The sequence below is a fragment of the Anabaenopsis tanganyikae CS-531 genome (assembly GCF_029891675.1).
In the GTDB taxonomy this organism is placed as follows: domain Bacteria; phylum Cyanobacteriota; class Cyanobacteriia; order Cyanobacteriales; family Nostocaceae; genus Anabaenopsis; species Anabaenopsis arnoldii.
This window is the reverse complement of sequence record NZ_JANQDF010000129.1, coordinates 1-23,814: the sequence shown is the minus strand read 5'-3', so window position 1 is coordinate 23,814 and position 23,814 is coordinate 1. Positions and strand designations below refer to the sequence as shown.

20 protein-coding genes and 1 pseudogene are annotated in these 23,814 nt (G+C 41.2%); 14 read left to right on the top strand and 7 right to left on the bottom strand.

Going from position 1 to position 23,814, the window contains the following annotated elements; all coding sequences use genetic code 11:
- Position 1 precedes the first annotated feature (1 nt).
- The 3 genes from NWP22_RS12835 to lysA form a co-directional block, all read right to left on the bottom strand.
- Positions 2 to 751, bottom strand: coding sequence for an undecaprenyl pyrophosphate synthase (locus tag NWP22_RS12835; RefSeq protein ID WP_271731080.1), 750 nt, complete (start codon positions 749 to 751; stop codon positions 2 to 4).
- On the bottom strand, positions 748 to 1,671 hold the full coding sequence (gene cdaA, locus NWP22_RS12830) for a diadenylate cyclase CdaA (protein ID WP_271731079.1): 924 nt from the start codon (positions 1,669 to 1,671) through the stop codon (positions 748 to 750). Before cdaA ends, NWP22_RS12835 begins: the two co-directional genes overlap by 4 nt.
- Before the next feature lie 150 nt (positions 1,672 to 1,821).
- Positions 1,822 to 3,240 carry a diaminopimelate decarboxylase gene (gene lysA / locus NWP22_RS12825; protein WP_271731078.1) on the bottom strand — a complete coding sequence of 473 codons (1,419 nt, stop codon included), beginning with the start codon at positions 3,238 to 3,240 and terminating at the stop codon, positions 1,822 to 1,824.
- 185 nt (positions 3,241 to 3,425) lie between these two features.
- Here lysA and rimI point away from each other — a divergent pair, with 185 nt between their 5' ends.
- The 6 genes from rimI to NWP22_RS12795 all read left to right on the top strand — a co-directional run bounded on the left by rimI (position 3,426) and on the right by NWP22_RS12795 (position 9,871).
- Positions 3,426 to 3,968 carry a ribosomal protein S18-alanine N-acetyltransferase gene (gene rimI, locus NWP22_RS12820; protein ID WP_271731076.1) on the top strand — a complete coding sequence of 181 codons (543 nt, stop codon included), beginning with the start codon at positions 3,426 to 3,428 and terminating at the stop codon, positions 3,966 to 3,968.
- Between the two features lie 422 nt (positions 3,969 to 4,390).
- Positions 4,391 to 6,883 (top strand): ATP-dependent Clp protease ATP-binding subunit, encoded by a 2,493-nt coding sequence (locus NWP22_RS12815; protein WP_271731173.1) that lies wholly within the window; start codon positions 4,391 to 4,393, stop codon positions 6,881 to 6,883.
- Between the two features lie 201 nt (positions 6,884 to 7,084).
- A complete protein-coding gene (locus NWP22_RS12810; protein WP_200987732.1) occupies positions 7,085 to 7,342 on the top strand; it encodes a type II toxin-antitoxin system HicA family toxin in 258 nt (85 codons plus the stop codon).
- Positions 7,339 to 7,692 (top strand): type II toxin-antitoxin system HicB family antitoxin, encoded by a 354-nt coding sequence (locus tag NWP22_RS12805; RefSeq protein WP_225880382.1) that lies wholly within the window; start codon positions 7,339 to 7,341, stop codon positions 7,690 to 7,692. The genes NWP22_RS12810 and NWP22_RS12805 overlap by 4 nt, the downstream gene beginning before the upstream one ends.
- Before the next feature lie 177 nt (positions 7,693 to 7,869).
- A complete protein-coding gene (gene yhdJ, locus NWP22_RS12800; RefSeq protein ID WP_280801972.1) occupies positions 7,870 to 8,763 on the top strand; it encodes an adenine-specific DNA-methyltransferase in 894 nt (297 codons plus the stop codon).
- A complete protein-coding gene (locus NWP22_RS12795; protein ID WP_271731069.1) occupies positions 8,744 to 9,871 on the top strand; it encodes a restriction endonuclease in 1,128 nt (375 codons plus the stop codon). The genes yhdJ and NWP22_RS12795 overlap by 20 nt, the downstream gene beginning before the upstream one ends.
- Before the next feature lie 459 nt (positions 9,872 to 10,330).
- On the opposite strand, the gene NWP22_RS12790 is transcribed toward NWP22_RS12795, so the two are convergent.
- The gene (locus NWP22_RS12790) at positions 10,331 to 11,080 is read right to left on the bottom strand and encodes a TspO/MBR family protein (RefSeq protein ID WP_271731068.1); all 750 of its coding nucleotides are present in this window, start codon (positions 11,078 to 11,080) and stop codon (positions 10,331 to 10,333) included.
- A 406-nt stretch (positions 11,081 to 11,486) separates the two neighbouring features.
- Between NWP22_RS12790 and NWP22_RS12785 the strand changes: the two genes are divergently transcribed.
- From NWP22_RS12785 to NWP22_RS12755, 7 genes and pseudogenes are all read left to right on the top strand, one after another.
- Positions 11,487 to 14,843 (top strand): type ISP restriction/modification enzyme, encoded by a 3,357-nt coding sequence (locus NWP22_RS12785; RefSeq protein ID WP_280801971.1) that lies wholly within the window; start codon positions 11,487 to 11,489, stop codon positions 14,841 to 14,843.
- A gap of 428 nt (positions 14,844 to 15,271) precedes the next feature.
- Positions 15,272 to 15,535 (top strand): sulfiredoxin, encoded by a 264-nt coding sequence (locus tag NWP22_RS12780; RefSeq protein WP_271731064.1) that lies wholly within the window; start codon positions 15,272 to 15,274, stop codon positions 15,533 to 15,535.
- Positions 15,536 to 15,563: 28 nt separating this feature from the next.
- A complete protein-coding gene (locus NWP22_RS12775) occupies positions 15,564 to 16,055 on the top strand; it encodes a Dps family protein (protein WP_271731062.1) in 492 nt (163 codons plus the stop codon).
- A gap of 86 nt (positions 16,056 to 16,141) precedes the next feature.
- Complete coding sequence (grpE, locus tag NWP22_RS12770) at positions 16,142 to 16,771, top strand: nucleotide exchange factor GrpE (protein ID WP_280801970.1); 630 nt, start codon at positions 16,142 to 16,144, stop codon at positions 16,769 to 16,771.
- Between the two features lie 120 nt (positions 16,772 to 16,891).
- Positions 16,892 to 17,197: a hypothetical protein gene (locus NWP22_RS12765; RefSeq protein ID WP_280801969.1), complete on the top strand. Its 306-nt coding sequence runs from the start codon at positions 16,892 to 16,894 to the stop codon at positions 17,195 to 17,197.
- Positions 17,197 to 17,577, top strand: a complete 381-nt coding sequence (locus NWP22_RS12760) for a type II toxin-antitoxin system VapC family toxin (protein ID WP_271731055.1) — start codon at positions 17,197 to 17,199, stop codon at positions 17,575 to 17,577. Before NWP22_RS12765 ends, NWP22_RS12760 begins: the two co-directional genes overlap by 1 nt.
- A 3-nt stretch (positions 17,578 to 17,580) precedes the next feature.
- A pseudogene (locus tag NWP22_RS12755) lies at positions 17,581 to 17,790 on the top strand (IS701 family transposase); the annotation flags it as partial.
- 327 nt (positions 17,791 to 18,117) lie between these two features.
- On the opposite strand, the gene NWP22_RS12750 reads toward NWP22_RS12755, so the two are convergent.
- The 3 genes from NWP22_RS12750 to lepB form a co-directional block, all read right to left on the bottom strand.
- Entirely contained in the window at positions 18,118 to 19,854 is a 1,737-nt protein-coding gene (locus tag NWP22_RS12750; RefSeq protein WP_271731053.1) for a R3H domain-containing nucleic acid-binding protein, read from the bottom strand.
- Positions 19,855 to 19,930: 76 nt separating this feature from the next.
- Positions 19,931 to 21,016 (bottom strand): circadian clock protein LdpA, encoded by a 1,086-nt coding sequence (gene ldpA / locus NWP22_RS12745; RefSeq protein ID WP_271731051.1) that lies wholly within the window; start codon positions 21,014 to 21,016, stop codon positions 19,931 to 19,933.
- Positions 21,017 to 21,294: 278 nt separating this feature from the next.
- The gene (gene lepB, locus NWP22_RS12740; protein WP_271731049.1) at positions 21,295 to 21,918 is read right to left on the bottom strand and encodes a signal peptidase I; all 624 of its coding nucleotides are present in this window, start codon (positions 21,916 to 21,918) and stop codon (positions 21,295 to 21,297) included.
- Positions 21,919 to 22,180: 262 nt separating this feature from the next.
- Between lepB and NWP22_RS12735 the strand changes: the two genes are divergently transcribed.
- The gene (locus NWP22_RS12735; RefSeq protein ID WP_280801968.1) at positions 22,181 to 23,500 is read left to right on the top strand and encodes a dihydroorotase; all 1,320 of its coding nucleotides are present in this window, start codon (positions 22,181 to 22,183) and stop codon (positions 23,498 to 23,500) included.
- Positions 23,501 to 23,814: the final 314 nt, after the last annotated feature.

The following is a 23,814-nucleotide window of genomic DNA, read 5'->3' as shown; positions in this document are numbered from 1 at the left end:
CCTAAACCTTTCCAAACCTCCGATCTCGTTGCTGGTAGGCAAACAAAGCGCGGTGAAACTCAGTGCGGTCAAAATCTGGCCACAGAGCATCAGTAATATAAATTTCCCCGTAAGCCATTTGCCAAAGCAGAAAATTAGAAAGTCGCATTTCGCCACTGGTGCGGATTAATAAATCCGGGTCAGTAATTCCTGCTGTGTAGAGGTGAGCCTCAAACAACTGTTCATCAATTTGATCAGGTTTAAGGACACCTTGCTGTACCTTTTGGGCGATCGCCCGGCAGGCTTGTAAAATTTCCTGGCGTCCCCCATAATTAGTAGCTACAGTAAACCGAATACCGCGATTATTGCGAGTTTCTGCCATTGAGCGGGAGATTTCAGCTTGCAGCGATGGAGGTAGAGCATCCAAATTCCCGACAAACTGGATTTGAACATTCTCCTGGAGCATTTCCCGAAGTTCTTGGCGGAGAACCCTTTGAAACAAAGTCATCAAAAAATCTACCTCTTCCTGGGGTCTTTTCCAGTTTTCGGTAGAAAAAGCATAAGCCGTTAGTGCCTGAATCCCCCAGTCTTTGCAACAGCGCAACAAATCCTTGAGCGCATCCACTCCGCGCTTATGTCCCATAATTCTGGGTAGACCTTGACGTTTAGCCCATCGACCATTGCCATCCATAATCACTGCGACGTGCTTTGGCAGTAGTTCTCGTTTTAAGTCAGAAGGTAAAAATTGCAGTTGAGTTTGTTGTGCTGTCATTTTTTATTTCGAGAAGCGGTCGATGGTAATCCAAGTAAACCTGAAATTATTACTATTGCTTTACTACCTATCTGACGACCCCAACCTAAGAGACTAGGAGCAACAGCTTCCCGGTCTACAGTGGTTGATAATCGAGCCTCTAAGGACTCCTTGAGTGTCCTAATCGTCAGTGGTCTATTGAGAGTTCCTCGTTCCGCTAAGGAAATAGAACCCGTTTCTTCTGATACAACCACACAGATACAATTTTCTACCCGCTCAGTGATCCCCATGGCTGCCCGGTGGCGTGTTCCCAACTGGCGGGAGGCCGTGCGTCCCGAAAGTGGTAGAATTATACCAGATGATACAATACGCGAGCCACGGATTAAGGTTGCCCCATCGTGGAGTAAAGTTTTCGGCTGAAAAATAGTCTGTATAAGTTCCTTAGAAACATCAGCATTTAGCTTAACTCCAGGCACAGAAAAATCCCGCTCGTGAATTGGACCTGTGGTTTCCAAAATCAGCAAAGCCCCTATGCGGTTTTTTGAAAGTTCTTTGACCGCATCTACAATTTCATCAATTACACTATCAGAGTTGGGGATGGTTAAACTGGATGGTTTAAATAACTGCTGAAATTCACCGCGTCCCACCTGCTCCAAAAATCGGCGAAATTCAGACTGGAGAGCCACAGCCATTGCTACAGCGCAGCCAATCACTAACTTTTCCAAAACAAAATTGAGCAGAGGGAAACCCATTCTGCCACTGAGTACTGAAGCTAGCATTAAGATAATAAAACCCCGCACCATCCACAGTGTTCGGCGCTCACTAATAATAACTAGTATCATGTAGGTCAGCGCTAACACCAACAAGATATCCAGAGTCCCAAGCAGCAAGGACTGCGACCATCCCAGGTTTGTCAGCCATTGCTTCCACCAATCTCTCATGACATCTGGATTACTCTTTGTTATCCCTCAATATTCTGTCATTTTGCTGTTATTTTCATGCCCCAAAGGTTAACCCTTGAGGAAACAGCAAGTGTTGAGTCATTAGCTATTAGTGATATTTTCCTAGCTAGTGACTATACAAACCGGTTATTAGTTCTGCACGTTGAGCCTGTCTGGTAGACAATCTTGTCGAATCAAGTCGTGATAACTTTCGCGCCGCAAAATTAAATTTGCTTCCCCATTGGCTACTACAACGGCAGCCGGGCGGGGTAAGCGATTATAGTTTGATGACATACTGTAATTGTACGCACCAGTCCCCATGATTACGAGTATATCCCCTGGTTGAGTTTCCGGCAGTTGGGCATTTTTAATCAGAATATCCCCTGATTCACAATGCTTACCAGCTATTGTCACTGTTTGGGTGAGGGGAGCAGACATCTTGTTAGCGACTACTGCTCGATAAACTGACTGGTAAGTAATGGGTCGGGGATTATCAGACATCCCACCGTCAACTGTCACGTAGGTACGAATGTCGGGCACAACCTTTGATGATCCCATAGTATAGGCTGTGACGCACGCTGTGGCAATCAGCGATCGCCCTGGTTCACACAACAATTTTGGCAAAGGGAGATTTTCGGCAGTACAAGCTGCTTGTATAACTTCACAAATCGCCTTTACCCATTCTGTAATACTGGGGGGATCATCAGATTCAGTGTACCTAATTCCTAAACCACCGCCCACATTTAATTCTGTGACGCTTAAACCATAATTTGCCGCCTTTTTTAACCACTGCACCATGACAGCAGCCAAATCTCGATGGGGTTGGCGTTCAAAAATTTGGGAACCAATGTGAGCATGTAACCCAACGCAGTTTAAAGAAGGTTGCTGACTGACAAAGGTAAATACTTCGTCCAAATCATTAGGGTCAAAGCCAAATTTACTATCTAAATGTCCCGTGCGAATGTATTCGTGGGTATGGCATTCAATTCCTGGGGTTAACCGCAACATCACCCGGATGGGGGTGGATGTCCCCGGTGCTTGTTCTGCCATCTTTACCAAGGTATGCAGTTCTTGCCAGTTATCTGCCACAATGGTGCTACCAGACTCTATAGCTAAAAGCAGTTCTTCATGAGATTTATTATTGCCATGGAGGTAGAGTTTCTCCGGGTTCACACCGGCACTTATAGCTGTATATAATTCCCCTCCCGAAACTACATCTATACCTAATCCTTCCGATGCTGCGATCGCGCAAACTGCTAAACAGTTCCAGGCTTTGGATGCGTATAGTACCTGAGATTCACCCTGGTAATATTTTTTAAATGTATCTCGATATTGCTGACAAGCTAAACGCAGGGTTTCTTCATCTAAAATATACAAAGGTGAACCAAACTGCTCCACCAGGGTTTTGACATCACACCCACCAATTTCTAGGATGTCCTGACTGTTAAGTTTGGCGGTAACTGGTAAAAGTTCCTGGTTGGGGGAAACATTGATGTTTTCACGTCCTTGAATTTGAGGTAAATATTGACTACCAGCATATTGAACGCCAGTGGGGTGAGTGGATACCATAGTTTTTATAAATTGTCCTTGCTCAAAGTTGAAATTTTTTTGGGCGTGGGGTCATTCAGCGTCCCGATTTTCAGTTTAACCAAAATAGCGTGGAAACAGGAGATATGCCTAGGTTCAGTTGACGGCGCTTTTTTCCCCTCAAGGATGTTTCAATCTTCATATTTATTTACCCATTCGCCATTAACGTGATCTTATTAGACTTAAAACTGAAATCCCTGACTTTAAATGATCTAACTGCCATCCTGGAACTAGATCAAGCCTGTTTTGGCGGTCTGTGGACTATGGATGGCTATCAACGAGAGTTAAACAGTCCTAACAGTGTATTATTAGGTTTATTTTCCCCGGTTTATGGGTCAAAACTGCTAGGAATGGGGTGCTTTTGGGCAATCTTAGAAGAAGCACACATTACAATTTTGGCAATTCATCCCCAATATCACCGTCAAGGTTTGGGACAGGCTTTACTGTATTCTCTACTTCAAACCGCAAGCGATCGCGGACTGGAGCGAGCCACCCTGGAAGTCCGCGCTTCTAATTTGGCGGCCATATCCTTATATGAAAAATTTGGCTTTAAGATAGCCGGACGGCGGCGGGGTTATTACCAGGATAATGGAGAGGATGCTAAGGTGTTGTGGCTGTCAGATTTACAATCTCCGCAAGCAGAAACTTTGGAGAATTGGCATACTACTGTGGTCTATGGGTTAAGGAAATCTTTTTGGCAAATGCGTTGACTCATGGGTGATTATGCCTAGCTAAACCCGGATGAGGATCACATTAGGGAGAAAAAATTCATGTTTTTGCTGCTATGTACTATTAAAATATTTAATCAATAATTTTTTTAAATTTCAAATAAATTATTAGTCCAGCATATTCTTGAATAGAGACTGATAAGTATGTTATAAGTCTATATTTGGAAATAGTTAAATAAAAGCCTAAGCATAGCGGCTTGCTGGATAGTTGTAAAGCAGGGAAACACTAGTAAAATCAAGCCCCTAAGTATAGCAACCATAAAAAAAGTAATAAAAAACTAACAATTAAGCCAGGATGTGGGGCGAAATTTTTTCGTGGCCTATAATCTTTATACAGGCATCCAAAAGCAGAGCCTGTGCTAAAATCAGCATACCGGCACGACGCAGGTGATGGGAAAAATGCCATGTTTGAACGCTTCACAGAAAAAGCCATTAAGGTAATCATGCTGGCCCAAGAAGAGGCCCGCCGCTTAGGTCACAACTTCGTGGGAACCGAACAGATCCTCCTAGGTCTGATTGGGGAAGGTACGGGAGTTGCGGCTAAAGTGTTGAAATCAATGGGTGTCAATCTCAAAGATGCCCGGATTGAGGTAGAAAAAATCATAGGCCGGGGTTCGGGCTTTGTGGCCGTGGAAATTCCGTTTACGCCACGGGCAAAGCGTGTACTAGAGCTATCCTTGGAAGAAGCGCGCCAATTAGGGCATAACTACATTGGCACCGAGCATCTGCTGTTGGGCCTGATCCGGGAAGGGGAAGGTGTAGCAGCCAGGGTGCTAGAAAACCTAGGGGTAGATTTATCTAAGGTACGAACCCAAGTGATCCGAATGCTCGGAGAAACAGCAGAGGTTTCAGCCACAGGGCCATCGGGACGCACCAAAACTCCCACCTTGGATGAGTTTGGCTCGAATTTAACCCAAATGGCGACGGACAACAAGCTAGACCCAGTTGTAGGACGCGCTAAAGAAATTGAGCGTGTGATCCAAATTTTGGGGCGCCGGACTAAAAATAATCCAGTATTAATCGGTGAACCAGGGGTAGGGAAAACAGCGATCGCCGAAGGTCTAGCATCCCGCATAGCTAACAGGGATGTTCCCGACATCCTAGAAGATAAGCGGGTGGTAACCCTAGATATCGGCTTGCTAGTAGCAGGTACCAAGTACCGGGGTGAGTTTGAAGAACGCCTCAAGAAAATCATGGATGAAATCCGCTCGGCGGGTAATGTCATCCTGGTAATTGACGAGGTACACACTCTCATCGGTGCTGGTGCTGCAGAAGGGGCTATTGATGCAGCTAATATCCTCAAGCCGGCTTTGGCTAGGGGTGAGTTACAGTGTATTGGCGCTACGACTTTAGATGAGTACCGCAAGCACATTGAGCGAGATGCAGCTCTAGAGCGACGCTTCCAACCGGTGATGGTGGGAGAACCTTCTGTAGATGAAACCATTGAAATCCTGCACGGGTTGCGCGAACGCTATGAGCAACACCACAAGCTGAAAATCTCTGATGAGGCTTTGGTGGCGGCGGCAAAATTATCTGACCGTTACATTAGCGATCGCTATCTACCAGATAAGGCTATCGATTTAATTGACGAGGCTGGTTCTAGGGTACGTTTAATGAACTCCCAATTACCACCCGCAGCTAAAGAGTTAGACAAAGAACTACGGCAAATCTTAAAAGAAAAAGACGAAGCTGTCCGCTCCCAAGACTTTGACAAAGCTGGGGAACTGCGCGATCGCGAAATGGAAATCAAAGCCGAAATTCGCGCCATCGCCCAAGGTAAAACTAATACCTCTACCAGCCCAAGTGATAGCGCCCGGATCCCAGCCGTTGAGCCTGTAGTCGGCGAAGAGGACATTGCTCACATTGTGGCTTCCTGGACTGGCGTACCAGTGAACAAGCTTACGGAATCAGAATCCGAAAAGCTGCTGCACATGGAAGATACCTTACATCAGCGGTTAATCGGTCAAGAAGATGCGGTGAAAGCTGTTTCCCGCGCCATTCGCCGCGCTCGTGTCGGTTTGAAGAATCCTAACCGACCCATCGCTAGTTTTGTCTTCTCCGGTCCAACTGGGGTAGGTAAAACTGAGTTGGCTAAGTCCTTGGCTTCCTACTTCTTCGGTTCTGAAGAAGCAATGATTCGCCTGGATATGTCGGAATACATGGAACGCCACACCGTTAGTAAGTTGATTGGTTCGCCTCCTGGTTATGTTGGTTACAACGAAGGCGGTCAGTTAACTGAAGCTGTGCGTCGCCGACCCTATACTGTGGTGCTATTCGACGAAATCGAAAAAGCTCACCCCGATGTCTTCAATATGCTGCTGCAAATTCTCGAAGACGGTCGGTTAACAGATGCGAAAGGTCGCACGGTGGACTTTAAGAACACTTTGTTAATTCTGACTTCTAACATAGGTTCTAAGGTAATTGAAAAAGGCGGCGGCGGTATCGGCTTTGAATTCGCTGATGATGCGACGGAGACTCAATACAACCGCATTCGCTCTCTGGTGAATGAAGAACTCAAGCAGTACTTCCGTCCTGAATTCCTCAACCGTCTGGATGAAATTATCGTCTTCCGTCAATTGAGTAAGGCTGAGGTGACGGAAATCGCCGAAATCATGCTCAAGGAAGTATTTGGTCGTCTGACTGAAAAGGGTATCACTTTAGAGGTGAGCGATCGCTTTAAGGACAGACTAATTCAAGAGGGTTACAGTCCCAGCTACGGCGCTAGGCCATTACGTCGAGCTATCATGCGCTTATTAGAAGATAGCCTAGCTGAAGAAATTCTTTCTGGTCGCATTAAGGATGGTGATACAGCCTTAGTTGATGTTGACGAGAGTGGTAACGTTCAAGTTAGTGCTGGACAGCGCCGCGAGTTATTAACTCAGGGTGTTGATTCCTAGTTAGAAACTATAAAAGTTAAATCAGCGGTGGGGAATTTCCGTTCTCTACCGTTTTTTTTGTGAAGCACCAGGTACAAGAGAAAGAAAGGAGGGTTTTGTGGCTAACCTAATTTCGGATCAGGTATATGGAATAATGTAACTAATTCTAGTTGCAAAATTTTTCTGAGGACAGATAATGGAAGTAAGCAGTCGGGAGTTCTCATGACCCGCAGGGAGAAATTAATTAAGCGGTTTCTTAGTATTCCCAAAGATTTCACCTGGGAGGAGTTAGTTACTTTGCTTTCGGGGTTTGGGTTTGAGGAGGTCAGCACGACGGGAAAAACGGGAGGTTCTCGGCGGCGTTTTCTCAATGATGGGGGAGTGATTATTACTTTACATGAACCCCATCCTCAAAATATTCTCAAACGATATCAGATTGAACAGATTATCAAGATTCTCCAAGGAGAAGAATTGCTATGAATAACATGATGCAATACAAGGATTATTTCGGGTCGATTCACTATAGTGATGATGATAAAATCTTCTACGGACAAGTGGAACATATCCGCAGTTTAATCAGTTTTGAAGGGGAAGATGTGGCTAGTCTCAGGGCTAGTTTTGAGGAAGCAATTGATGATTATTTGGCTCTGTGTGCAGAAAAAGGGATTGAGCCTGAGAAGCCCTTTAAGGGTAGTTTTAATGTGCGTGTAGGTAGCCAACTTCATCGTCAAGCGGCTTTATTTGCTCAACAACGGGGGGTGAATCTCAATAAGTTGGTGACGGATGCACTAGAACGTTATCTGAAAGGGGAATCCTTGGAAAATGCTTGAGGAATTGCGGATTTGAAGTACCAAAAAACAAAATTAAGTATCGCCTAACCATGATTTTACGTTTTGATACTATTAGCTGTGATATTGAAGTATGGATTGATCCGATGTGATCACCTCCATATATTCTTTTATTGCTTTTATGTTTATGTAAACATGGTAAACTTGTCAAGGATAATTATGATTGAGCGCTACCAAAATCAACAACATACCATTTTTCATGGTGATACTATCAGCACCTTATCAAAATATATTCATGCAGATTCCGTAGATTTAATTTTTATTGATCCTCCCTATAACATAGGTAAGCAATTTAGCAATTTCCATGATAAATGGGAATCAGAAGCAGAATATTTAAATTGGTCATATCAATGGCTTGATCAGTGTATTCGCATTCTCAAACCAAATGGGACAATTTATCTCATGACCAGCACCCAAGCAATGCCTTATTTTGACATTTACCTGAGAAAAAAGTTAACTATTCTCAGTCGCATCATATGGCATTATGATAGCTCTGGAGTACAAGCTACAAAATACTTTGGTTCAATGTATGAACCCATTCTCCATTGCGTCAAAAATAAAAACAATTATATTTTCAATAGTGATAATATTAAAATTGCCGCCAAAACAGGCGCACAACGTAAATTAATCGATTACAGAAAATCTGTACCTACTCCTTATAATGCGGAAAAAGTACCCGGTAATGCTTGGTATTTTCCCCGTGTGAGATATCGCATGGCGGAATATGAAAACCATCCTTCACAAAAACCAGAGTCATTACTAGAAAGAATTATTTTAGCAAGTAGTCATGAGGGAAGTGTAATACTTGATCCCTTTGCTGGTACTTTTACAACTGCTGCGGTAGCTAAACGGTTAGGGAGAAAATCTATCAGTATTGAACTACAGGAAGAATATCTCAAAATTGGTTTGAGACGGGTTTTAGAATTAATAGAGTATAAAGGAGAGCAACTTTTACCACCTGAGAAAAATCATCATGTTAAAAATAAAAATAGTAAAGAAATTGATTTAAATTTTATACAAGGGAGTATTTTTGATGCAAATACTACAACATGATTTTACGCAAACAATAATTACTATTATTAATAAATATTTCCCTGGTTATGGAGATATTATTTTAGGTAACAGTCAATTATTGCAATATATCAATCTTAAAACCAAAGCTGCAAACCGAGGTTCAAAATCAAGAGCTAGCTTTGCTAATCATTATGCTATATATGTTTTAATTGAAGATTATTTGCAAAAAGAATTTCATATTAAAAATGGCTACGAAGATTATGAAGGAGCACAATATAAAGCGCTTTTGAAGAGGCAAAGAGAACTACCTTTCGGTAGTAAACTTCAAAATCATGCTTTAAATCATCGTTTGAATCAAGAGTTTAAAAAATTTTTTCGCACATCACCTTATTTACCAATAATAAGAGATGCAGAAACTAATAGATATTGGATAAATCCAAATCTTTTAATAATCGAAGCTGATAATCAAGTAATCAATATTGCGGAACCTATTAGAGATATCATTAATGCTTATGTTAAAGCAAGAATGGACTCGTTTAATGAATTTATGATTTCTTGTGAAACACTGATGGCAATTCAGGAACAATCACCAGAAAAAGCAATTGAATTTATTAGAGGTTTATTAAAGCCAAATATAGATGCTAGAGTATTTGAGATTGTTAGTTATGCAATTTTAAAACAGTATTATGCTGACCAGAAAATATACTGGGGGTGGTCAGAGGATGAATTAAATATTGAGCATTTGATATTGTATAAAACAGGACGTACTAATGCTAATGATGGCGGTATAGATTTTGTAATGAAGCCTCTGGGACGTTTTTTTCAAGTGACAGAAAGTATAGATACGGGAAAATACTTTTTAGATATTGATAAAGTACAAAAATATCCAGTTACTTTTGTTATTAAAACTGAGCAAACAGTTGAATATGTACGGAAAAAAATAGAGCAAGAAGCAAGTATAAGGTATCAAATAAAGGATATTATCAATAAATACATGGAATGCGTGGAAGAAGTAATAAATATCCCTGAATTAATTCTTCGTCTTAATAAAGTATTAGAATTGAGTAAAGGACTCAAAGTAATTGAAGAAATAGTTCTACAAAGTCGAGTTGAGTTCAATATACACGAAGAAGGATTTGAGGACTAAGTTTTAAAATTCTTTAAATAAGAGGTAGAGAATAATTTTTCCCTACCTGTTTTCAGGTATCTTGAATCCACTACTCAAAAATAAAGTGAGATTGTCCCTTGTTTTCCCAGGTAAATTTTAATGATTTAGGGTTTGCAACAGGAAGTCTTTTCGTGGGGGTAGGGAACAGGGAACAGGGAACAGGGAACAGGGAACAGTTTCAGCTATCTGTCATCCCTAAATTTTCTGATTTATTTAACCCAAAATGTACACTTTTGATGGTAGAGCCTTCAAAAACCCTGCACCTGTTTTCTTTTTTAGCAACCTCAAACCTTTGATTTACAGCGCATTTCATCTGAGTAGGTACAAAAGGGCGGGCAGGATGCCCACCCCACAAGATTTATGATATTAAGGTGTGTACTTTATTTACTTGAAAAGTGCTGTATATAGGTTTTACATTTATTATTCAGCCAGCCCTATTTATTTCTCCCCAGATGCAAGCTTTAAGGGATACAATGGCTCTGATCCGTTTAATTGCCAAATTCTCCACACTAGTACAGCAGCTACAGTTAACCAAACACAGGAAAATGATAAAATCATCCCTGCTAAAGGATTAGTTTCCCAATAAATTGCTGTCACCACTAGCGCAGACAACCAAGGACCTAAAATCACCACCGGAACAGCAGCGCCTAATCTCCGTTCTACGGTAAAAATTGTATTCCAAGTATCCCCTAAAGCTAGATGTACCACAAACAGAATTAAAGGTAATACCAAAAATTGGTGATTCATTGTTTGCCAAACTAATACAGAGGAAATAACCCGCAAAACTGCTATGATCATCCAAACGATGGGAAATGCTAAAGGTGGGGGAGACCATCTGGGTCTAATTACTTGGTCATAGGTGGTACGAGAACGAGTATTATCTAAAAGGGAAAAAATCCGGGAACGGATACTTAAGACGGCAAAAAATAATGCAGTTAATGCAGTGCTAACCCAACTGGGGAAACCGGAATTATGATCAATGAATATGATTAATTTTTCCATTCCCAGCAACACAAGAATCATCACTGCTATTTGTAGGATAGTCCCTAGTTTATAAACTAAAACTGCGTTGATATCTAGTTCTTGTGTGGTCGCTTTTGAGGTGTTAGGGGGGTTTTGTTTACCAGGTTTGACCCCCATAACTGTGTTGACGAACTTTTCCAGTATTCCTGTTTTGGCTTGGTTCATAATCAAGAGATGGTGAGTAGTTGGTAAGTATTAACAATAATTAATTATATGATCATCTAATGTTAATGCACTACCAGCATAATCAAGAATGGCAAGAATTACAGACAGGAGACTTGATTATTAGTTCTTCTGTCCCTAGACGGGGTAATATTTGGCTGACTAATTTTGATCCACAATATCATATATGTTGTGGGGTGGGCATCCTGGACGCTCTAGTGTACCTAACTCAGATGACAGGGGCTGTAAAACTTACAAGCACAAATATTACACAATTATTTTTATTAAAAAGTAATATAAGTATTAATTTTTTTGTATATTTTTCTATGAATCACCAATCATTATAAAATACATATGAAATGTTTTGATACAGAGATTATGTATCAATAATTGTTATTTATTTATGAATATGGCGAAAAATAATCAGAGTCAATTTTTATCTAATCTTCAAGCTTACGCAAAGGAATTAACTAATAAATTCTCACTTTCTTCTGTCTCTTTTGGTGCTGAAGATCAACTGAAATCACCTATAGAAAATTTGTTAAAATCAGCAGCAAATATTCTGAATCTATCTATTGTAGTAGTTACTGAGGTACAAGAAAAGCTACTTTCAGGAAGACCAGATATGGGAATAACAATTAATGGTCTTTTAATTGGACATATTGAACTAAAAGCACCAGGAAAGGGCGCAGATACTAGTAAATTGAAAGGAGATGATAAACAACAGTGGGAAAAGTTTAAAAATATCCCAAATGTGATTTACACAGATGGTAATACTTGGGGACTGTATCGCACAGGTGAAAAGGTCGGAAAGATCATTAAATTTTCAGGAGATATTACTTGCAAGGGTGCATCAGCTATTAGTTCTCAAAATGCTAATGATTTACTAATATTATTACGAGATTTTTTCAATTGGCATCCAATTGTTCCTTCTACGCCAAAAGCTTTAGCAGAAATGCTTGCTCCTATTTGTCGGTTATTAAGAAAAGATGTTTTGAATGCTCTTGAGAATCCTGAATCTAATTTAAGTCAAGTAGCTAAAGATTGGCGACATTATTTGTTTCCTGATGCGGATAATCAACAATTTGCAGATGCTTATGCTCAAACCTTAACCTATGCACTTTTATTGGCGAGGTTTTCCGGTGCTGATGATCTATCTTTACCACAAGCTGTTAAAAGTATTAGAACTGGTCATAATTTACTAGCTGATGCTTTAAAAATCTTAGGTGATGAAGTAGCACGTGAACAAATAGAAGTTTCTGTAAGTCTATTAGAAAGAATAATTGCAGCTATTGATATTACGGCAATAAATGAAAATGATTCTGAAGACCCTTGGTTATATTTTTATGAGGATTTTTTGGCTCAATATGATCCAAAGATGAGAAAAGAAAGAGGAGTTTATTATACTCCTATTCCTGTTATTAAAACACAAGTAAGATTAGTAGCTGAATTATTAGGAGAGCATTTTGATGCTGAATTTTCCTTTGTAGATGATAAAGTTATTACTTTAGATCCTGCTTGTGGTACAGGAACTTATATTTTAACAGCTATTAAACATGGACTAGATCAAATTAGTAATTTAAGAGGAAAAGGAATGAGAGTTTCTGCTGCTACAAATGCAGCAGCAAATATTCACGCTTTTGAAATCTTAGTTGGCCCTTATGCTGTTGCTCATTTACGTCTCACTCAACAAATTTTAAGTGAAGGTGGTACTTTACCTGAAAATGGTGTTCATGTTTATTTGAGTGATACTTTAGAATCTCCCTATGCTGAATTAAGTGGTAATTTACCTTTAATTTACAAATCTTTAGGTCAAGAATATAAACGCGCTCAAAAAATTAAACAAAATACACCGGTGATGGTTTGCTTAGGAAATCCACCTTATAACCGTCAAACAATTGATGAAGATGATTTAATTAATCAAAAAAGAAAGGGTGGATGGGTCAGATTTGGAGATGATGAGCAAAAGGTAGATGAAAATCGGCAATTAATTAAAAAACGTCCTATTTTAGAGGATTTTCTAGAACCATTAACAGAAATGGGTTATGGTGTTCATGCTAAAAATTTATATAATGACTATGTTTATTTTTGGCGATGGGCTTTGTGGAAAGTATTTGAAGCTAACACAGAAAATCAAGCCGGAATTATCAGTTTTATAACAGCTTCTTCCTATTTGCGTGGCCCTGGATTTGCGGGAATGCGTAAGGTGATGCGTCAAACGTTTGATGAACTGTGGATTATTGATTTGGAAGGTGATAATTTAGGGGCTAGAAAAACAGATAATGTGTTTGCAATTCAAACTCCTGTGGCTATTGCTATTGGGGTTTGTTACAACCAACCTCAACCTGAAGTTGCTGCTAAAGTTCATTTTACTAGAATTGATGGTACAACTCAAGAAAAACTAGCAGTTTTAGATAATATTCACTCTTTTAAAGATTTACAATGGCGTGAATGTCCCAAGAATTGGACTGATTTATTTTTACCTGTTAGTGATACAGATTATTGGAATTGGGCAAAGTTAACTGATTTATTTCCTTGGCAAGAAAATGGTATTCAATTTAAAAGAAAATGGACTATTGGTGAAAATAAGGAAGTTTTACATAAACGTTGGGAAAATTTGATTAATGCTAGTAAATCGCCAGGGATACAGAAAAAACTGTTTAAAGAAACAGATGCTAGAAAAATTAGTAAACAGTATTCATCTTTAGAAGATAAAGGAAATTTATTAGCTCCCATTGCTAATTTATTATCTAAGGATTTACCTGTAGAACCAATTCGTTATGCTTATCGCAGTTTTGATCGCCAGTGGGCTTTATTAGATAATAGATTGTGCGATCGCCCTAGACCCAATTTACGACGTTCTCACAGTGATCAGCAAGTTTATATGACAAGTTTATTAACTAATGTTCTAGGTGAAGGTTCTGCTGCTGTTGTTACTGCTTTAATTCCTGATTTAGATCATTTTCGTGGTTCTTTTGGTGCTAAACATATTATTCCTCTCTGGAGAAATTCGCAAGCTAATCAACCTAATATTACGCCTAGACTTTTAGAAGTTATTAGTAATATACTCAATTGCAATATTCACCCACAAGATTTTTTTGCTTATTGTTATGCTATACTAGCAACCCCCAAATATGTCAAAGAATTTTGGCATGAACTAGAAACACCTGGACCAAGGATTCCCATTACTAAAAATAGGGATTTATTTATTAAAGTAGTGGAAATAGGACGCACTTTAGTTTGGTTACATACCTATGGTGAAAGATTTGTTCCCAGTGGTAAAAAACCAGGTAAAATTCCTATTGGTAGAGTTCGTTGTCAAGTAGGAATACCCAATACTGTAAATGATTATCCCACGGAATTTTCTTATGATGTGGGTACACAAGAATTAAAAGTTGGTAAAGGTGTATTTGAAAATGTCCGCCCAGAAGTTTATAATTTTAGTGTTTCAGGTTTAGAAGTTGTCAAGTCCTGGTTAGCTTATAGGATGAGAGACGGTGCTGGTAAAAAGTCCTCACCTTTAGATGATATTCGTCCTCAAGCTTGGCAATTTGATGGTGAATTGCTTGATTTACTCTGGGTTTTAGATGCTACTGTAGATTTATATCCTAGTTTATCTTCCTTATTTGCGGAAGTAATTAACAGTGAATTATTTGCAGCTACGGAGTTTCCACAACCAACAGAGTTAGAAAAGTCCAACTCTTTAGAAGTGGAGACAGAGTTACCAATTTTCAATATACAAGAAATAGATGCAGAAGGTGAGTAAGCACTTACAGCGGACTTCATCTAAGAGGATGTTTGTCAAGTCATGATTAGTGTATCGAATATTATTTGACCCCACCCTCACCTTTCCCTTATAAAGGGAAAGGGGACTGGATTTAAGGAATTAAAGGGGGTAAGGATGTGATGAAAATTACGGCTGACAACTTATCAAGCATCCTCTAAGTGGGTATGGCAGGGCGGGCAGGATGCCCACCCCACAATAGTTCTACAATTAATATCTGTATTTTATCTAGGTATAAACTGCTATAACTAAATTTTCAGAAGCTCCAAAATTTAAGGATATTGCTGGTGTGAAGGCGATCGCCTACTTGACGGTAAGTAGTTATTTAATATACATTTACAATTTTTTACTCAACTTAATTGTAAATCAAACTCATAACGACTATGATTAAGACAGGAGAGCAAAGAAGGATGATGAGAGTTGAAGAAATCCCCTTAAATCAAATCAAACGCCCTTTACCCCGTGTCAACGACCCTGATAAAGTCCAAGCCTTAATGGAGTCTATTGCAGCGATCGGACAACAGGAACCCATCGATGTCCTAGAAGTGGACGGACAGTATTATGGTTTTTCCGGTTGTCACCGTTATGAAGCTTGTCAGCGCTTAGGTAAAGCAACAATCAAGGCGAGAGTCCGTAAAGCTACACCTAGGGTACTCAAGATGCACTTAGCATAATCGGATAGAAGTAAACAGGAGAAAAAATATGTCATCTCAAGCAACAGCTAAAAATGTCAATATCGGTATTGACGACGCGAGTAGAGCGAAAATTGCCGAGGGGTTATCTCGTTTATTGGCTGACACTTATACACTGTATCTCAAAACCCATAACTTTCATTGGAACGTTACAGGTCCAATGTTCCAAACCTTACATTTAATGTTTGAGACACAGTATACAGAACTGGCTTTAGCGGTAGACTTAATTGCAGAAAGGATTAGAGCCTTGGGATACCCAGCACCGGGAACCTACAGCGAATATGCTAAACTCAGTTCAATTGCGGAAACTGCGGGAGTTCCTAAAGCTAAGGAAATGATTAGCTTGCTGGTGGAAGGACAAGAAGCGGTAGTCAGAACTGCACGCTCTATTTTTCCTGTATTGGAAGAGGTGAACGACGAACCCACCGCCGACTTATTAACTCAACGGATGCAAGTTCATGAGAAGACCGCTTGGATGTTGAGAAGTTTACTGGAAGAATAACCTAAAAAATATTTACATGAAACTTTTGTGGGGTGGGCATCCTGCCCGCCCATGGTATGTAAGTTAAATATGTCACAGCTTAACCAATGAGTAATCACACCCAAAAGCTGCAAAATTTGATGCAGCGTGTAAATATCCCTAGTTTTAAAGCCTTAAGTCGTGATGCTGGGGTTTCAGAACGGCAAATTTTACGGCTGCGACAAGGGAAATTAACACAAATGCGGGTGGATGTGCTGCTGAAGTTATCCCAAGTGCTGAAGATTTCATTGGCTGAATTAATAGAGACTTTTTCACCGGTGACTACTCAGGATGACCTACCCCGGAGCCAAACGGAGATAGAAGCATTAAAAACAGAGTACCAGCGATCGCAACAGCAATTAGAACAACAGCGAGAAATGTTAATACAGGAGTTCCAGCAGTCGAGTTTACAACTACTGGAATCTTTATTATTACAATGGCCCACAGTAGCCTATAAAGCTGAGGAAAATCCCCAGCTAGCTGCAATTAAAATTGTCCCTTTGGTGCAGAAACCCTTAGAAAGACTGTTACAGGAGTGGGGAATAGAGGCGATCGCCCCAGTGGGAGCAGAGGTAGCATATAATCCCCAAATGCACGAATTAATCGAAGGGACAGCAGAACCAGGCGCAACAGTGAGAGTACGTTACACAGGCTATGTACAAGGCGAAAAGCTACTTTATCGAGCTAAAGTCAGTTAGGTGGGCTTTCTTACTTTTCAGACATCCTCTGAGAATTGTGTTCCCAGCTAGAGGCTAAGAAACGAGATTGTCAAACCGGATTGCTATATAATACTTGTAGTGAGTAGGACACAAATAAAAATGTCAGAAAAAACTTTTGATATTGCTTACTTATCTGAAAATTTAGTTGATTTATTATCAGATATTCAAAATCATGTGGAAATTACTCTAACTCGTCAGGGCGTTCCTTGGGCAAAAGTTTTACCTCTTGAGCCAGAAGACTCTACAGTTGAAAAAGCGGGTTTAAATCATGGCTCAATGGCGATCAATGGTGAAGAAGTCTTAGAACCAAGAGTTCCAGGTTTTTGGCAAGGACAAGTTAAGATTTCTGAGGATTTTGATGATACTTTGGAAGAGGTGATTGCTGCTTTTTATGGTGAAGGATAATGAGTTTTTTGTTAGATACTCATATCCTGTTATGGTTCTTAGAAAATGATTCTAAGTTGTCAACTCAGGTACGAGAAGTAATTATTAATCCTAAAAATATAATTTTTGTTAGTGCTATTAGTGCTTGGGAAATTTCGATTAAACAGTCTTTAGGAAAGTTAATAGCTCCTAATAATTTAGAGGAAGCTTTGCGTTTTAGTCGATTAGAGGTTTTAGCGATGAAATTGGCACATGCAATAAAGGTTGCTGATTTGCCAATGCATCATAAAGATCCTTTTGATAGAATGTTAATTGCTCAGGCTTTGGTAGAAGGTCTAACAATAATTACGGTAGACCATAAGTTTAAATTGTATGATGTTCCGTTATTAATAATTGCATAACAGGGGTTTAGATTTAATCTTGTCTTGGCAGATAGTTTATATGGTGAAAGTGGTAAAAATTTTGTAAGTGTCCTCAATGAATTAAATCTTAATTTTCTGGTAGCGATTCGCTCAAATCACAGATAATGGGGAATTACAGACTCGGAAGTAAAATACTCTGATTGGCAAAGATTCAAGCGTGTATTCTCAGATTTAAGTTACGAAAATAGATATAGCAATCCTAAATGATTCATGAACAATTTCTGTTCGGTGTGTTCCCTGTTCCCTGTTCCCTGTTCCCTGTTCCCTTTCCTCACTGATAATTTCTCAACTCAAATAGGATGACTATATGTGGGAAAAAATCAGAAATTAGATATTGGCAAATAACGACAATTATCTGACGGTTGTTTTCAACTTCAAATGCTTGTCAATAATCTAACTCCTTCAATTTTTCAAAACTGCAATATCCCGTATTTCCACTTTTCCTCTGCCTAGAGTGACAAAAGAGGGTTAATAGGGGATGAGGAAAGTAGGGTAATTTTCCCCATCCCCAGTTTTGAATTAAGCTGGATAAATCCGTAACCGCCGATTTGGTTCTTCCCCAAAACTATCAGACTTGAGTCGATAATGTTCTACCAACTCATGCTGCATCTTCCGTACCTTAGAAGAACGGGGTAATAACTCTACAGGCTGTCCTTTAGGAATGACAATCTGCTCCACAGCCAGTCTAGCTTCTTCTAGGGCATCCACCTCATCATCAGTGCCACTGTGTAAAAACAGTTGTAGTTCTAGCTCATCGGTCATTTCCGGATCTTCCATGTTCAGCAACCGCCGCAAACCACGGGTAATCTGGGGAATTGTACTAGCCTTAATCATGTGAATTGGCACATGACGGGCTTTAGCCATTTGCCTGAGTTTCGCCTGGTTTTTCACGTGCGATCGCAGTGCTAAAATTGCATCAGATGTGTCAATGTCTTTAGTCAAAATCACTGGCAGATTTAATACACCAATCACCTGTTCTAGTTGGTGACGACTGACACCATAGGGATAAATATGTAGTGGTAAATCTTCACCATTGGGGCCGGTGTATCTACTGGTCTTGACATCAAAACTCTCAGAATAGTTAAAAGACTCATCTAGCAAGCGGTCAAACTCAGTAGGTGCACTTACCCGCTCCCGTTCTAAAGACAGGGGAGGTAGTGCTACCATTTGTCCTGATGAACGCCAGCCATTAGTTGGTCGCACTGGTGGCAAAGATTCCTCTGTGCTGGGAAACTCCCCACCCAGACCTTTAACCAGGGATAACTGCCGCGTAATGGAAACCTTCCCCTGGTCATCTACGGTTCTAGTTTGTGGGCTAGGCTGACGACCTCTCAGGAGGGTATCTACAGTATCAGCTACACTTTCATGTATTACCCAGCGCTGCCGTTCTAACATTTCCACAGCAATTTCAAAAGTCGGTGGGGCTTTGCGCTCCAGAACCGTTTTTTGACTACCCCGCCTTCTAGCTTCGTCATCCCCTAAAGTCACAGCCTGAATACCGCCAACTAAATCAGAAAGGGTCGGGTTTTTAATCAGGTTGGCAATTTGATTACCGTGAGCAGTACCAACTAACTGTACACCCCGTTCCGCAATAGTCCGAGCCGCTAAAGCTTCTAATTCCGTACCAATTTCATCAATAACGATCACTTCTGGCATATGGTTTTCCACAGCCTCAATCATCACCTGATGCTGTAGTTCCGGTTGTGCGACCTGCATCCGTCTAGCCCTACCAATAGCCGGGTGCGGCACGTCACCATCCCCAGCGATTTCGTTGGATGTGTCAATAATTACTACTCGCTTACGTAAATCATCCGCCAAAACCCGGGCAATTTCTCTTAAAGCCGTGGTTTTACCCACACCTGGTCGCCCCAGCATCAGAATTGATTTACCAGTTTCCACTAAATCGCGGATCATGCCAATAGTGCCGAATATTGCCCGACCCACACGACATGTCAAGCCAATAATTTTACCACTGCGGTTACGGATAGCACTGATACGGTGTAAAGTTAGCTCAATTCCGGCTCGGTTATCTCCGCTAAAAATTCCCACGCGCTGAATACAATCGTCGATTTGTGCTTGAGTCACCGGTGTTTCGCTCAGATACTCAGCTTGATTGGGAAAGCGAGCCTCTGGACAACGCCCAAGATCCAAGACCACTTCTACTAAATTATCTCGTTGGGGATGACTCTCTAGAACTTTCTGCAGGTCTTGGGGTAAAATGTCTAATAACTTTTGAAGGTCTTCTTTAATCGTCATGCTTTCTATGGTGACCTTTTGAGAGATAACGTTTACACTGAAGGCGGCCAAAGTGAAGGAGGAGTTATAGCTCCTGCTATGACTTGATCTGGGAAACTAGGGAATGGGCAAGCTTGACTGCTCGCCAGAGTAATTCGGGTTCTTCTTCCAGGCGCGGTTTGGCCTTAACACTGGTTTGACTCACCTCCTGATTCTCTAACTGTTCGAGCACTGGTGACAGCAGCACACGGGCGTAGCTACCGTAAGCGATGCCAGAAACATGAGCACTGTTGAGAGATTTCAATAGCCCCATTGCTTTTAACTTAGCAACTGTGTAGCTATTAGTGCCACCTGCTAATTGGACATACCCCGGTAAGTTAGCTGTCAAAACTTTCTGCCCTAATTTCACCGTTGCTAAGGTGGTGCCATCCCCAATATCACCACTCATAGGGCGGCCGTCTGTCTGCCAAATTAAGGCACCAGATAAGGGTGTGATTATCTCAGTAATTTCTCGGAGGTAGTCAATTATTCCCTCCCCATCTGGGCAGCTAATGGCTACTAATTGCAGTTGGTCAGCCCATGGTGCAATTGTTTGCCATAGTTGCCTAAATTTTGCCAAATTTCCGACTTTTGTATGAATTTCTAAGGCATCTACTACCTGGGAAATCACTAATGGTGCGATCGCTGTGCCACTGGATATATAGGATTTTGTATAAATTTTATCATATGGGCAAATGGGTAGGCAACGTCCACAGCCGTAACACTTTTGGGCTTCAACCCCCGAAAATTCACTTATACTGTTAAATACGATCGCTTGTGCTGGGCAAATAGTTTCACAGGGTCTAGAGCAATCTGGGGGACACTCACTAGAGTTAAACTCGGCTTTACGAAAATGGGGATCTTCCCCATCGTTCAAGCTCACCATCAAAAAAGGTACATTGCCCTGATAGCTATAACCCCTCAGTTGTGCATCCTTGACCAAACTCTTGGCTACTTGTAACCCTTCCTGGGCCGCTGCGATCACAGCAGGGTCAGCAGCCACATCTATACAGTCAGCACCCGCCAATGTATAGGCTAATGTTAAACTTCTGACGGCCGGCAAATGTTGGTAGCTGGCTCCGCAGATCAGTTTGAACCAGTTTCCTGCTTTCAAGGATTGTAAAGGGGCTAACAAATCAGTCACATTTCTATTATGCTGTTATCAAACTAAAAATAGTAGTCTCGAATATATAAAAAAGTCTTGATTTTCTGAATCTTAAGTTCTTAGTAGTTAGAGTCTCATTGTGTGAATAGTCTGTCAAGCCTCTATAGATAGATATTTGGCTGTGACTATTTGATTTTTTGCATAAATTCATACCTCCTGGTATTCATTGCTGCTGAACAAGAATGAACGCCAGGAATTGAGCGCAATTCCCCATCCGGGGGGTTTGACTGTAATTGAATCTAGGCATACAATAGCGGCTAATTCAGTCCCCCAATATTATTTAGCGGCCAAAAACGGAGTACAGCACGACCGATAATATTCTCCCGGGGAACAACACCCCAGCAGCGGCTGTCATAGCTACTGTTGCGATTATCACCTAAAACTAGGTATGAGTCAGGGGGTATGGTTTGCGTTTGTGCTAAGTATGCTTGCTGGGCGACTGATGTACAAACATCAATTTCTGTGCGCTGCTCGGAGGACAGGTAGCTAAGTTCCTTCAGGGGTTGATTATTAATGTACACTTGCCCATCCTTAAGTTGTACCTTTTCTCCTGGTAGGGCTACTATACGTTTAATAAACGCGTCTTTGTATTGTTCGTTTTGTAGTGTTTGTGTGGGAGAAAAGACGACAATATCTCCGCGCTGTGGTCGAGAAAACCTATATTTCAATTTATCGACAATTATCTTGTCTGCCTTCCACTGGTCGGGAGTACCATTGAGTGTAGGCTCCATAGAGCCAGAAGGAATCCAGCGAGCTTCGGCTACAAAGGTACGAATGCCTAGAGCTAGCACAATGCTTAATACAACTGTTCTAGCTAGTTCGGCAAACCACGAATTATCAGATTGTTGAGCGGAGTTGTTATCAGACACTTGATTTTGCATGAAATTACTGAAAATTTGGCAGGAGGACAGTAATTAACTCGTTGGCGGAGAATATATTCTTTAATCTTAACGAGTAAATTCTGTTTTCTGAGTCGAAGTGATCATTGATCATAAAAGCTTGAAGCCATTAAAAATTAAGTTTTTGTGCTTTGGGATGCCAAAGGTAGTCAGGATATGTAAAAATACATCCCAATCAGGGAAATTAACTGGCAATCAAGTTCATCCTAAAAGCACGAGTATCTGTTCAAATCCTATTAACCTCATGTCATCTCCATATAGTTTACTAATTCGCGGCGCTAATATTATTCTCCCCAATGGTGAGTCAATGGTGGGGGATGTGCTAACGCGCGATCGCCAAATAGTCGAAGTTGCGCCCCAGATTTCCACCACCGCACCAACTACAGAAATTGACGCTCAAGGGTTAACTTTGTTGCCGGGAGTTATTGACCCCCAGGTGCATTTCCGGGAACCAGGCCTAGAATATAAGGAAGACTTGTTTACAGCCAGTTGCGCCTGCGCCAAAGGTGGTGTGACTTCCTTTTTGGAAATGCCTAACACCCGCCCGCTGACTACTACTCAGCAAGCTTTAGATGATAAGTTGCAACGTGCAGCCAGTAAGTGCGTGGTTAATTATGGCTTTTTTATTGGCGCTACCCCTGAGAATCTGCCAGATTTACTTTTGGCAACGCCGACCCCAGGAATTAAAGTTTTTATGGGGTCGATGCATGGTCAGTTACTGATGGATCAAGAAGAGGCTTTAGATGCTATATTTGCTCGAGGCGATCGCCTAATCGCTGTTCATGCGGAAGACCAAGCGAGAATTAACCAACGTCGTCAGGAATTTGCCGGTATTCATGATCCAGCGGTTCACTCTCAGATTCAAGATAATCAAGCGGCACTTTTAGCCACTCAATTAGCCTTAAAACTTTCTCGTAAATATCAACGCCGTCTGCATATCCTCCATATGTCCACGGCGGAGGAAGCTGAGTTACTGCGTCAGGATAAACCAAGTTGGGTGACAGCAGAGGTAACACCACAGCATTTAGTATTAAATACTAGTGCTTATGATACAATTGGCACTTTAGCCCAGATGAATCCACCTTTGCGATCGCCCCATGATAATGAGGTACTGTGGCAAGCTCTGCGCGACGGTGTGATTGATTTTATTGCTACAGACCACGCCCCCCACACCTTGGCAGAAAAGGCCCAAGAATACCCCAATACTCCCTCTGGAATGCCGGGGGTAGAAACTTCTCTACCAGTGATGTTAACTGCAGCTCAGGAAGGTCGTTGTACTGTGTCTCAAGTGGTTAATTGGATGTCTCACGCCGTGGCGGTGGCTTATGGTATCCCCAATAAGGGGGCGATCGCTCCTGGTTACGATGCGGATTTAGTTATAGTAGATTTAAACACCTATCATCCTGTACGCCGGGAGGAACTGTTAACTAAGTGTGGTTGGAGTCCCTTTGAGGGCTGGAACCTCACAGGATGGCCTGTAACCACTATCGTGGGCGGTGAAATTGTTTATGACCAAGGTAAGGTAAATACACAAGTACGGGGACAAGCTTTAAGCTTTATCTAGTGAATTGATTTCGGTGGTTGAGCGAAGTCGAAACCACAATACCCCCTGATATTGTTCCCTTCGACTGCGCTTACCGGAAGATATTGATTTCGGTGGTTGAGCGAAGTCGAAACCACAATACCCCCTGATATTGTTCCCTTCGACTGCGCTTACCGGAAGATATTGATTTCGGTGGTTGAGCGAAGTCGAAACCACGATACCCCCTGATATTGTTCCCTTCGACTGCGCTTACAGGAAGATATTGATTTCGGTGGTTGAGCGAAGTCGAAACCACGATACCCCCTGATATTGTTCCCTTCGACTGCGCTTACAGG

What these genes read in the sequence shown, in the direction of transcription:
- NWP22_RS12835 (WP_271731080.1), bottom strand. Translation starts at nt 751, where the DNA reads ATGACAGCACAACAAACTCAACTGCAATTTTTACCTTCTGACTTAAAA.
- cdaA (WP_271731079.1), bottom strand. Translation starts at nt 1,671, where the DNA reads ATGAGAGATTGGTGGAAGCAATGGCTGACAAACCTGGGATGGTCGCAG.
- lysA (WP_271731078.1), bottom strand. Translation starts at nt 3,240, where the DNA reads ATGGTATCCACTCACCCCACTGGCGTTCAATATGCTGGTAGTCAATAT.
- NWP22_RS12815 (WP_271731173.1), top strand. Translation starts at nt 4,391, where the DNA reads ATGTTTGAACGCTTCACAGAAAAAGCCATTAAGGTAATCATGCTGGCC.
- NWP22_RS12810 (WP_200987732.1), top strand. Translation starts at nt 7,085, where the DNA reads ATGACCCGCAGGGAGAAATTAATTAAGCGGTTTCTTAGTATTCCCAAA.
- NWP22_RS12805 (WP_225880382.1), top strand. Translation starts at nt 7,339, where the DNA reads ATGAATAACATGATGCAATACAAGGATTATTTCGGGTCGATTCACTAT.
- yhdJ (WP_280801972.1), top strand. Translation starts at nt 7,870, where the DNA reads ATGATTGAGCGCTACCAAAATCAACAACATACCATTTTTCATGGTGAT.
- NWP22_RS12795 (WP_271731069.1), top strand. Translation starts at nt 8,744, where the DNA reads ATGCAAATACTACAACATGATTTTACGCAAACAATAATTACTATTATT.
- NWP22_RS12790 (WP_271731068.1), bottom strand. Translation starts at nt 11,080, where the DNA reads ATGAACCAAGCCAAAACAGGAATACTGGAAAAGTTCGTCAACACAGTT.
- NWP22_RS12785 (WP_280801971.1), top strand. Translation starts at nt 11,487, where the DNA reads ATGGCGAAAAATAATCAGAGTCAATTTTTATCTAATCTTCAAGCTTAC.
- NWP22_RS12780 (WP_271731064.1), top strand. Translation starts at nt 15,272, where the DNA reads ATGATGAGAGTTGAAGAAATCCCCTTAAATCAAATCAAACGCCCTTTA.
- NWP22_RS12775 (WP_271731062.1), top strand. Translation starts at nt 15,564, where the DNA reads ATGTCATCTCAAGCAACAGCTAAAAATGTCAATATCGGTATTGACGAC.
- grpE (WP_280801970.1), top strand. Translation starts at nt 16,142, where the DNA reads ATGAGTAATCACACCCAAAAGCTGCAAAATTTGATGCAGCGTGTAAAT.
- NWP22_RS12765 (WP_280801969.1), top strand. Translation starts at nt 16,892, where the DNA reads ATGTCAGAAAAAACTTTTGATATTGCTTACTTATCTGAAAATTTAGTT.
- NWP22_RS12760 (WP_271731055.1), top strand. Translation starts at nt 17,197, where the DNA reads ATGAGTTTTTTGTTAGATACTCATATCCTGTTATGGTTCTTAGAAAAT.
- NWP22_RS12750 (WP_271731053.1), bottom strand. Translation starts at nt 19,854, where the DNA reads ATGACGATTAAAGAAGACCTTCAAAAGTTATTAGACATTTTACCCCAA.
- lepB (WP_271731049.1), bottom strand. Translation starts at nt 21,918, where the DNA reads ATGCAAAATCAAGTGTCTGATAACAACTCCGCTCAACAATCTGATAAT.
- NWP22_RS12735 (WP_280801968.1), top strand. Translation starts at nt 22,181, where the DNA reads ATGTCATCTCCATATAGTTTACTAATTCGCGGCGCTAATATTATTCTC.